The 9369-nt window shown below is 37.6% G+C and carries 12 protein-coding genes; 4 read left to right on the top strand and 8 right to left on the bottom strand.

Annotated elements, in window-relative coordinates:
* The first annotated feature begins 235 nt into the window (after positions 1-235).
* On the top strand, positions 236-457 hold the full coding sequence (locus tag G4417_RS16965) for an MmcQ/YjbR family DNA-binding protein (protein ID WP_334296879.1): 222 nt from the start codon (positions 236-238) through the stop codon (positions 455-457).
* Positions 458-589: 132 nt separating this feature from the next.
* Positions 590-799, top strand: coding sequence for a DUF6219 family protein (locus G4417_RS10870; RefSeq protein ID WP_118511955.1), 210 nt, complete (start codon positions 590-592; stop codon positions 797-799).
* A gap of 74 nt (positions 800-873) precedes the next feature.
* Here G4417_RS10870 and G4417_RS10865 read toward each other — a convergent pair whose 3' ends face one another.
* The 3 genes from G4417_RS10865 to dinB form a co-directional block, all read right to left on the bottom strand.
* Positions 874-1437: a hypothetical protein gene (locus tag G4417_RS10865; RefSeq protein ID WP_173683453.1), complete on the bottom strand. Its 564-nt coding sequence runs from the start codon at positions 1435-1437 to the stop codon at positions 874-876.
* 237 nt (positions 1438-1674) lie between these two features.
* Positions 1675-1920 (bottom strand): hypothetical protein, encoded by a 246-nt coding sequence (locus G4417_RS10860; protein ID WP_330386437.1) that lies wholly within the window; start codon positions 1918-1920, stop codon positions 1675-1677.
* A gap of 5 nt (positions 1921-1925) precedes the next feature.
* On the bottom strand, positions 1926-3176 hold the full coding sequence (gene dinB, locus G4417_RS10855) for a DNA polymerase IV (RefSeq protein WP_173683452.1): 1251 nt from the start codon (positions 3174-3176) through the stop codon (positions 1926-1928).
* A gap of 185 nt (positions 3177-3361) precedes the next feature.
* On the opposite strand from dinB, the gene G4417_RS10850 reads away from it, so the two are divergent.
* Together G4417_RS10850 and G4417_RS10845 are read left to right on the top strand one after the other, a co-directional pair.
* The gene (locus tag G4417_RS10850) at positions 3362-4069 is read left to right on the top strand and encodes a S24 family peptidase (protein WP_158583620.1); all 708 of its coding nucleotides are present in this window, start codon (positions 3362-3364) and stop codon (positions 4067-4069) included.
* Positions 4062-4235, top strand: a complete 174-nt coding sequence (locus tag G4417_RS10845; RefSeq protein WP_226815871.1) for a hypothetical protein — start codon at positions 4062-4064, stop codon at positions 4233-4235. Before G4417_RS10850 ends, G4417_RS10845 begins: the two co-directional genes overlap by 8 nt.
* Positions 4236-4412: 177 nt before the next feature.
* Here G4417_RS10845 and G4417_RS10840 read toward each other — a convergent pair whose 3' ends face one another.
* Genes G4417_RS10840 through G4417_RS10820 form a run of 5 tightly spaced genes read right to left on the bottom strand, consistent with a single transcriptional unit; the run spans position 4413 to position 9238 of the window.
* On the bottom strand, positions 4413-4985 hold the full coding sequence (locus G4417_RS10840; protein WP_118254538.1) for a CDP-alcohol phosphatidyltransferase family protein: 573 nt from the start codon (positions 4983-4985) through the stop codon (positions 4413-4415).
* Positions 4948-6039 carry an FUSC family protein gene (locus G4417_RS10835; RefSeq protein WP_173683451.1) on the bottom strand — a complete coding sequence of 364 codons (1092 nt, stop codon included), beginning with the start codon at positions 6037-6039 and terminating at the stop codon, positions 4948-4950. Before G4417_RS10835 ends, G4417_RS10840 begins: the two co-directional genes overlap by 38 nt.
* A gap of 33 nt (positions 6040-6072) precedes the next feature.
* Entirely contained in the window at positions 6073-7116 is a 1044-nt protein-coding gene (locus G4417_RS10830) for a HAMP domain-containing sensor histidine kinase (RefSeq protein WP_005347239.1), read from the bottom strand.
* A complete protein-coding gene (locus G4417_RS10825) occupies positions 7116-7826 on the bottom strand; it encodes a response regulator transcription factor (RefSeq protein WP_005347237.1) in 711 nt (236 codons plus the stop codon). The genes G4417_RS10830 and G4417_RS10825 overlap by 1 nt, the downstream gene beginning before the upstream one ends.
* On the bottom strand, positions 7805-9238 hold the full coding sequence (locus G4417_RS10820; RefSeq protein ID WP_173683450.1) for a phospholipase D family protein: 1434 nt from the start codon (positions 9236-9238) through the stop codon (positions 7805-7807). Before G4417_RS10820 ends, G4417_RS10825 begins: the two co-directional genes overlap by 22 nt.
* Between the last annotated feature and the right edge of the window lie 131 nt (positions 9239-9369).

Genomic DNA, 9369 nt, shown 5'->3' with positions numbered 1-9369 from the left:
ATCCCGCATAAAATCAAGGTATATTAGAATGTAGAATTTACTTTTTCATTCAAGCTATTTTTTCAACGAAGAGATTATCCCTCGGCCAAAATGCAGAAGAACAGGTAATCAAAACTATATAGTAACATGCAGAAAGCTAGAAGTTGTAGAGGTGAGGTTATGAAACGCGCAGAATTAGAATCAGACATATAACGCCGAGACAGATTATCCGTGGCTCAAATATCCGAATTATGAGGTGTTCCGGCATTGTAATAATCGGAAGTGGTTTGCTCTGATTATGGATGTACCAAATAACAAGCTGGGGCTGCAAGGCGAAGAAATGCTGGAAGTGGTCGATTTCAAATGTGACCCAATTCTGATTGGCACACTACGAGAGGAACCCGGCTTCTTCCCGGCGTATCACATGAGCAAGGATAGCTGGATTACTGTTGCACTGGATGTGCAGCGTATCAGATGACAAAATCAAAATGTTGCTTGATATGAGTTATGAAGCAACGATACCCAAAACATGCAAAAAGAGATACTGATAAATTCCAGTTTGCATATTTCTTAAAAAGATGTATGATATAAAAAAGCTCAGGAGGTTCAAATGAAATCACATAAATACTGGTCTATCGGTGCACTGGTTTCCATGATCGGAACTTGCTACACCGGCTACAAGGATATGAAATCAGCTCATAAATATTTTGCATTCAGTTCACTGATTTGTATGGCTATGGCCATTTACTCAGGTCATAAAATGATTTCTGGCAAATCCAGAAAAAAGAAAGAAACTGCAGCTGAAGAATCTGCGGAATAATAAGAGGAATAGGGGAGTATTCCATTATATATAAGCCTGATGGAAAGGGGAGATTCCATCAGGCTCTTTCAAATCTACTCTTCCGTTTCTGGAAAAGATGGCTTATATCGTTTGTTTGCAGACTGTGGCACTACGATTTCAAAAAAATAATATCCCATATACCGGAGAGCTGCTTTTTTCTTTCGATAAAAACTTGCCCGGCTCATCCCCAGTTCAAGCATAATTTCCATATCTGTCATTTTTCTGTGCCTGCAGAAGCAGCCATAAAGCACATCATAATATTCTGTTCCAAAATTCGGCGTAAAATATTTTACCAGTGTCATTGCCCGGTTGACCATATCACAAAGTCCATAGATTAGAATGATATTGTTTACTTCTTTTTTCAGTTTTCCTAAATTCATGCGGTAATCATAGGCATCCATATACTGAAGGGCATAGGCCATATTCTCATTGATCTTTTCCTGACACTCTTGCTCTAATTCATCCAAAACCATCTGATTTTCCAAAATCAAATCCTGATAATTGTTCATCAGTGCTTTAATCTTTTCATAGTACAGATCCATTCTCTCTTCTGTATGTTGTGCTGCATTTAATGTAATTTCCTTAAACGATCTAATCGCATAATCTCTCTCTGTCATTATCAAAATCTCCTTTTTTCGTATTGAATCGTCTTTCTCTGACGTTCTACACTCCCATCCCTGTGATTTTGACGGAAGCTCAATAAGAATTATTCTTGAGCAGAGCCACATCTGCATGGACAATATAGTGGGCATATTGTTTCATGAACATAGATGTAATGCCCTTATATGTCAATCTGAAAAGAGCAAAAGGGAAAGGTCAGCTCTTCCGCAGATCCCATTTTCTTTCTTAAATCTTTACGCACTCTTGCGCTCCATAAACCATTTATCAAATTCATAATATAAATGGCATTCCTTACCATCTACCATTACAGTATACATAATTCCTGTACCACCCGCTTTCCGGCTGGCACAACGTTCTTTCGATTTTACTTTATCAATTAAATATTTAGTTCCATCTTCCCAAATAAATTCTATTGGCATCATTGCGCCTTCTGTGCTGAATTTTACAATGACTTCTACATAAACTTTGTTATCATTCAAAGCACTTACCTCCCATTGAAATATCCAACTGGATGAACGGTGTGGGATCCCTGTGCATCCAGGCTGGATAATATTTTATCCTGATACATAAATGCTCTCTGGACACTGTGATATCCAAACCGTCGCCTGATATCATCTACTGCCCTGTCTAACTTCTCCTGTTTTTCCCGGCGCTGCTCATTCATAAATAAATCTAACTGCACCGGAACCTGCCCCATAACCAGATCATCTGCACGGATTCCAAGACTTCTGATTGGACGAGGCCAATGATAGTTCTCTCTAAAAAGCTGGTATGCTGCACTCATTATCTCATCTGTAATGTCGGTCAGATCCTGCAGCTTTCTTTGCCTGGAGAAATGAAATAACCCATTATCACGAATCGAAATTGACACTACATTACATTTAAAACCATGTTTCCGCAGTCTGGCTGCGACACTTTCTGCCAATGCCATCAGAATAATCTGTACATCCTGATCATTTTCCAGATCTCTGGGTGTCGTTGTACTGTTGCCAATAGACTTTATCGGTGCCTGATATCCTTCTACTGAAACTGGTGAATCATCCCAGCCATTCGCAAATGAATAAATGACAAGTCCCATTTTCCCAAGCTGCCGTTCCAGAAAACTTGGATCTGTTCTTGCCAGTTCTCCGATTGTGCGAATACCATATTTCTGTAAAGTTCTATTCGTTGATCTTCCTACATATAGAAGATCTGATACCGGAAGTTTCCAGATTAGTTCACGATAATTCGTCCGATTAAATTCTGTAATTCCATCAGGCTTTTTATAATCGCTTCCAAGTTTTGCAAAAATTTTATTCCAGGAAATTCCAATGCTTACCGTAATACCCAGTTCTTTCTTTACCCTTCTGTTAATTTCTTCTGCAATTTTTCTTCCGTCACCTTTCAGTGAAAAACTATCAGTTACATCAAGCCAAGCTTCATCACATCCATACGGTTCAACTTGATTCGTATATTCCGAATATATTTCTCGCAACATTGAGGAAAATTTCAAATATAAATCCATCCTCGGAGGCACAAATATCAAATCCGGGCAAACCTGCTTTGCCTGCCACAATGCCATGCCAGTCTTAACGCCGCTTCTCTTCGCAATATAATTCGCCGTCAATACAATTCCATGCCTCGCTTCAGAATCTCCTCCTACAGCTAATGGCTTACCAACATATTCTGGATGATAAAGCATTTCCACACTAGCATAAAAACAATTGGCATCGCTGTGCAATATTGTTCTTTCCACATTTTCACCTTTCCTTTTTTAGAACGTGTGTTCTTTTCTATATAGGCATTATATATCGCTTTTAAATCTTTGTAAAGTAGCAGATATGTCGTTTTTATGGATTTTAACGCTATTATTGTTGATTTTTTATCTGTTATGGGTTATAGTATATATATGGAATAAATACCTGCATATGGAGGTGTATGATGATAAAGAAAGATTTTGGATCCATTATTGCTAATAAAAGAAAAGACCGAAAACTGTCTCAACCACAACTGGCAGCTCTTCTGTGTGAAAGAGGCTTAGATGTAAAAGCTCATTCTATCAGTAAATGGGAAAAAAATGTAAACCTGCCAAATGTTTTACAATTTTTTGCCCTCTGTGAGATTCTTGAGATTTCCGATATAAATAGAACATTCCAGATTGGAACGGATGAGAAACTTTTCTCCAAATTAAATGACGAAGGACAAGCCAAAGTTCTTGACTACATGAACCTATTAATGAAAAGTGGGGAATACATTCGAGAAGAACCAATCATTTATCAATTTCCACGAAGAACTCTCAGTCTCTATGATCTCCCGGTTTCAGCTGGAACAGGACAATTCCTTGATTCCGACCGTTTTTCCGAAATTGAAGTTGGTGATGAAGTATCTTCCAGTGCTGACTTCGGTGTCCGGGTATGTGGTGACAGCATGGAGCCTCTCTATCTGGATGGACAGATCATCTGGATTCATAAACAAGAAACACTTGAAGAAGGAGAAATCGGTGTCTTCTTCCTTGATGGTGATGCTTATGTAAAGAAATATCATCAATCCGATTCCGGTATTCAGCTTATTTCTCTAAATAAAAAATATGCCCCTATCCAAGTCACTTCCGGATCCATCTTAAAAACTTTTGGAAAAGTAGTTGGCTAATTTTAAAAGGCTGATGGTTCAGAACGAGGACCTGGATTATTTCGGACTCTGCAGTTCATTGAATGCGACTCCGGAACTAATGAGCTTTAAATTATACAGCCTGACAAAACGAGGCCAGGCTTATCATATGCCGATGGAGATTCAGAGCAATTTCCTGGCGAAATAAAGTAAATAAAGATCCTGTTCTATATATCATAGTATGAACAGGATCTTTTTATAATGATTTATTTTCTATCTAAAATTTTATTAAACTGACTAAAGACTTCATAGTTTGTGTGTTTGACTTACTGTTTATATCTATCTTCTCCTAAATATTTTTCTAGTCATTGCAATATAAAATTGCTTATACAGTCTCTTCCTTAAGAGTCCTGGTATTCTGGATAATATACAGAGCGACCGATATGACCATCATTATAGCGCACAAACCAATCAACAGATCTGATACCATCGGTGTAATGTGGAACCATATAATATGCACCGCTGCAGTTCCATATAATAAAAAGGTTACTATCTTTCCATGCCAGTCTGCACCATGTACTTTTCCTGTCTTTCGTATCACAAGACATCCACTGACTACCATATACAGCTCCTTACCTGCCATTATTACGATTAAAAGAAGCACATGCGGAAAACGAGTAAACAGACAGATTAACATCGCTGCCTGTGTCAGCTTATCAGCCACCGGATCAAGTATTTTTCCTAAATTACTAATCCTATGGAATCTTCTTGCGATATATCCATCAGCAAGATCCGTAAGACCAGACAGCAATAAGATTTCACCAGCTAACAGAGGATTTTTCTTTACACAATAACTCCATATAATTACCGGAATCAGACAAAGCCGAAAAAAAGAAAGAAGATTAGGAACCGTAATAATTCTATTCAAATTTTCTTCCTGATTCACTTCCCTCTGCATGTACGGTCACCTCACTTTCCTTTTTTTTAGACATAAACCAATAAAATATAACACAAAATGCTAAAGCAAACACAACACCAAAAACATTTTGAATCACTCTAAGACTAACCGCTCCTTGTAGTCCATAAGTCTCTGCAGCAATGGCTAAAGCACCAAATGTGTTAAATACTGCCTGCCAGCCATATTGTGCTGAAAATCCTACACCGATTCCACCAAGAATTCCTATATATGCATAGATTGACGAAGGAAGCAGAAAATATAATACTGTAAAACATATAACACCTGCAATATTTCCGACAATCCTTTTACGGACTCTGTAGTGCATATCTTCCATAAACGGCAAAATCGCGGACATGGCCGCAATACCAGCCCACATTGCACGTGGCATATTACAAAGTTCTGCAATGCAAAGGACAATCGGTACGCATAAAATCTGACATATCTGCCATTTTGTTCTGGAAGAAGTGATATCAAATTCTTGTATCAGATCTTTCAGATTTCTTTTATAAGTTCTGTTTTTATGATTTCGATAAAATACGAAGCAGGTAAGTGCTGCACCTAAAGCCATTCCGACTAATCGCATCTGATAGCTTTTTCCCGTAACATCATAACCATATAGCAGCAGATACCCAAGAACCAATGTAGATTGATTAAACATGAATGGATTATGGCATCCGAACAGAATCAACACAGCCAGTGCCGCAATATTTAACAGCATTCCCAATACCGGTGAAAACTGATTTGCTAAATGCGGACATGCAGTCATAATTACAAAGAACAAAGCCAAAAGCATCGTAGATTGTCCGGTGTGGATCCCCAGATCCGCATTTCTAAACACCATGAGACATAATAAGACTACTACACCTACAATGCTGTTCTCATTTCCAAATAGGATGCTGAAAATACTAACAAAGAAAAAACAAAATGCCATTGTAACAGCTATCTTCACCAGATATACCCACATATGATATAATTTTTCTTTCACTGTTTCACTCTTTTTCAACAGGTTTTTAGAACCTGCCTGATTTAACTGCAACTCCTGATAAAATGTCATATAAATCCTCCCATCTTCTAATTTATCTTAAAACTATATAATCTCATCTTTCTGCTTTGGCAGCTCTATAACAAATCTGCATCCACCATATTCACGGTTTTCTGCTTTGATTGTTCCTCCGGCACTATCTACAATCCGTTTTACAAGTGCAAGACCTAGGCCATTTCCTTCTGCTTTATGAGATCCATCTACCTGATAGAACTTGTCAAATATTCTGGATTTTACATCATCCTCTATTCCTGGTCCTTCATCTTCCAGAATGAACTTAACAGAATCCTGTTCTTGTTTCAGAAACATCGTAATTGTCCCCTTTGAAGGGCTGAACTTAATCGCATTATCCAAAAGATTTATCCAGATATGCATAAAAAGTCCTTCATTCCCAGTATATTTAACTTCCTCCAATTCTACCTGAAAACCAATTTCTTTTTCTGTCCATTTTGTTTCCAATGAAAGAAATGCCTGGCGGATCTGTTCATCCAGACGATATTCTGTTTTTTTCATTGGTATATTCTGATTCTCTAACTTGGATAACAGCAAAATATTACCAACCAATCCGGAAAGTCTTTGGGTGTTAAATAAGATTTTTTCTACATATTCCTCTTGATCCGGAGACAGTTCTTCTCCCTGAAGCAGCATTGTATACCCTTCAATGGCATTAATCGGGGTCTTAAACTCATGAGAAACATTAGATACAAAATCCATCTGCAGCACCTCTGTTGCACGAAGTTCTTTTGTCATAACGTTAAAACTTTGATAAGATTCTCCAACTTCTGCTATACGGCTGTTCGTTTCCAAATGCTGTTCAAAATCTCCCTGAGAAACTTCCTTCATTGCTTTACTAAGTCTGGTAATTGGTTCCAGTAACTTTGCATTGATAAAGGAAGTGATCAGCCCTGCAATCAATGTATTGAAAATCAAAAGCCAGCCAAGCACAGGTATGCTGCCCGGCAGATTAAAAAAATGATTCAAAAAAGCAAATAATAACGCAGATATGACTGTTGAAAATACAAGTGCCAGCCAGATTGCACCAGTCAGACAGGATCGGATCCGCAATCCTTTTTCTTTCTTTTGTTCCATTATTTTTTCACCACCTTGTATCCAATTCCACGCATTGTTACGATTTCAAAATCCGGGTTATCTTTCAAACGCTCCCTGATTCTTCCTATATGTACCTCTATCGTATGTGGGTCTGCCTCCGTCTCGTATCCCCATACTTCATCCATCAACTGTTGTTTTGTAAATGTTCTGCCTGGCGAAGCTGCAAGCTTATATAAAAGCAGGAATTCTTTTTTAGGCAAAACAAGACTTTCCTTATCAGTTGTAACCGTCATTGCATCATAATCAAACTCTGTTGAACCGATCACAATTTTGTGTTCATTCAGTATCTGTGCACGGCGAAGCAGTGCTCCGACTCTTAAAACCATTTCATTCACATTTACCGGTTTTACCATATAATCGTCACTTCCCGAAAGAAATCCCTGGCGCATATCATCAAAGGAACCTTTCGCAGTGATCATAAGTACCGGTATCTGATATCCTGCTGAACGGAGTTCCGACACCAGTTCATAACCATCCATAACCGGCATCATAATATCAGAAATGATCAGATCAATATATTCCTTATCCAATACTTCTAATGCCTGTGCTCCATCCGATGCACTTTTGACTTGATATCCATTCTTCTCAAGCACTTTTTGGAATAGCTGGCTTAATTCTTTATCATCTTCTACAATCAATATTTGAAACACGTTTTCCTTCCTCCTTATTAAAACAGATACCTTGCCCATCCAAGCAGATGCTGTACCAAAAATATTTTTCTCTGACGTTTCTTTGTTAATTCGATTGGCTCTACATGATATGGATCACGATAGGTTCCATCTTCCAATACCTGGCGGGACACTCTTTCATATTCCATCATGCCCTCTTCCAACTGTTTATTAATATCTTTACTGCGAATTACAAGCATCAGTTCCGTATCCAGATATGCACTTCTCATGTCCATATTAAAGGAACCGATTACAGACAGATCATCGTCAATCAGAATACTTTTTCCGTGGTATGAATAACCGCCTTCATATTCCCAGATATTAATTCCTGTACTTAAGATTCTATTTCTGTTTTTCGCATAATCGGCAGCACCAAATGGATTCCCATTATTCGCAACTGAATTTGTCATGATAGAAAAATCTGAAACGTTCTCTGCAATCTCCTCCCATGTATTATACATCATATCATTACAGATAATATATGGCGTGTGGATCTTCACACGATTTTTTGCATTTTTCATCAATTCTCCCAACTGATACCACACTACTGGTTCTTTGGAACCTGTGTGAATAGGATTTGACACTAATGTAATCTTTTCTGTCTCAAAAGTTTCGTCCGTATAATCGGTCTCGCAGATTCTTTCCTTATTCTCTTCAAAATATTTCTGATAGCTGTTCTGCAGCTCTAAAACTGCGTTCTTTACAGATTTTCTATTTGCCAGTTTTTTATTGTTATGAAAATAACCACTGTCTTCCTGATTCCATATGGTTTCAAAATACTCTGACAACTGGTTAACTGAATTTTCTTTCTCAGGTTCATCGCAAACCACTAACACGTCTCTGTCATAGTTTTTATGTCCCGGAAAATCACCCAGGAAATAATTGTATGTATTTCTTCCCCCAAGAATATATCTCTTTCCATCTGCAATCAAATATTTATCATGCATTCTACCCATCATTTTCCACGGTTTCAACGGATTGGCCTTATTATACAGTTTAATTTCAACATTCTCATGGGAAGATAATCCATAGAAATACGGATTTCCTTCCATATCAATCCAGCTCTCCATTCCATCTACTAACAGACGAATATGTACACCTCTGTCTGCCGCATCATGCAGTGCTCCTAAAATCAATTTTCCACTTTCATCGGATTGAAATGCAAAAGTAGAAAGAATAATTTCCTTTTTTGCATTCTTGATCAAACGCACTCTTTGTAAAAGCGCTTCTGGATTCTTTTCTATGATTACTGCCCGTTCTGTATTTTCACTGCATTCGTTCCATGACCCATTTTTTGTTTCTTTTTTGGTTGTATTGGACACTTCCGGCTGCTTTTTATATGCAACGCAGATTCCGAGCAATTCATAAAAAGCCACACATAAAAAAATTGCCAGTATAACAAGAAGGATTTTACATATTTTATGCTTTTTCATTGTACATCACCTGATTCCTTTTTATTTCATACTTATACAATACAAAGTCAATCTCAATTTAACCTCAACAAAATTTATTTTTCATAAAAAAATATGACCGGCTTCTTTTTAAAGAAACAGTCATATTTTTA

This window comes from Blautia wexlerae, assembly GCF_013300825.1.
GTDB classification, from domain to species: domain Bacteria; phylum Bacillota; class Clostridia; order Lachnospirales; family Lachnospiraceae; genus Blautia_A; species Blautia_A wexlerae_B.
This window is presented reverse-complemented; position numbering and strand designations above follow the sequence as displayed.

Coding starts and splice junctions, on each gene's coding strand:
- G4417_RS10870 (WP_118511955.1), top strand. CDS start 590: ATGAAATCACATAAATACTGGTCTATCGGTGCACTGGTTTCCATGATC.
- G4417_RS10865 (WP_173683453.1), bottom strand. CDS start 1,437: ATGACAGAGAGAGATTATGCGATTAGATCGTTTAAGGAAATTACATTA.
- G4417_RS10850 (WP_158583620.1), top strand. CDS start 3,362: ATGATAAAGAAAGATTTTGGATCCATTATTGCTAATAAAAGAAAAGAC.
- G4417_RS10840 (WP_118254538.1), bottom strand. CDS start 4,985: ATGCAGAGGGAAGTGAATCAGGAAGAAAATTTGAATAGAATTATTACG.
- G4417_RS10835 (WP_173683451.1), bottom strand. CDS start 6,039: ATGACATTTTATCAGGAGTTGCAGTTAAATCAGGCAGGTTCTAAAAAC.
- G4417_RS10830 (WP_005347239.1), bottom strand. CDS start 7,116: ATGGAACAAAAGAAAGAAAAAGGATTGCGGATCCGATCCTGTCTGACT.
- G4417_RS10825 (WP_005347237.1), bottom strand. CDS start 7,826: ATGGGCAAGGTATCTGTTTTAATAAGGAGGAAGGAAAACGTGTTTCAA.
- G4417_RS10820 (WP_173683450.1), bottom strand. CDS start 9,238: ATGAAAAAGCATAAAATATGTAAAATCCTTCTTGTTATACTGGCAATT.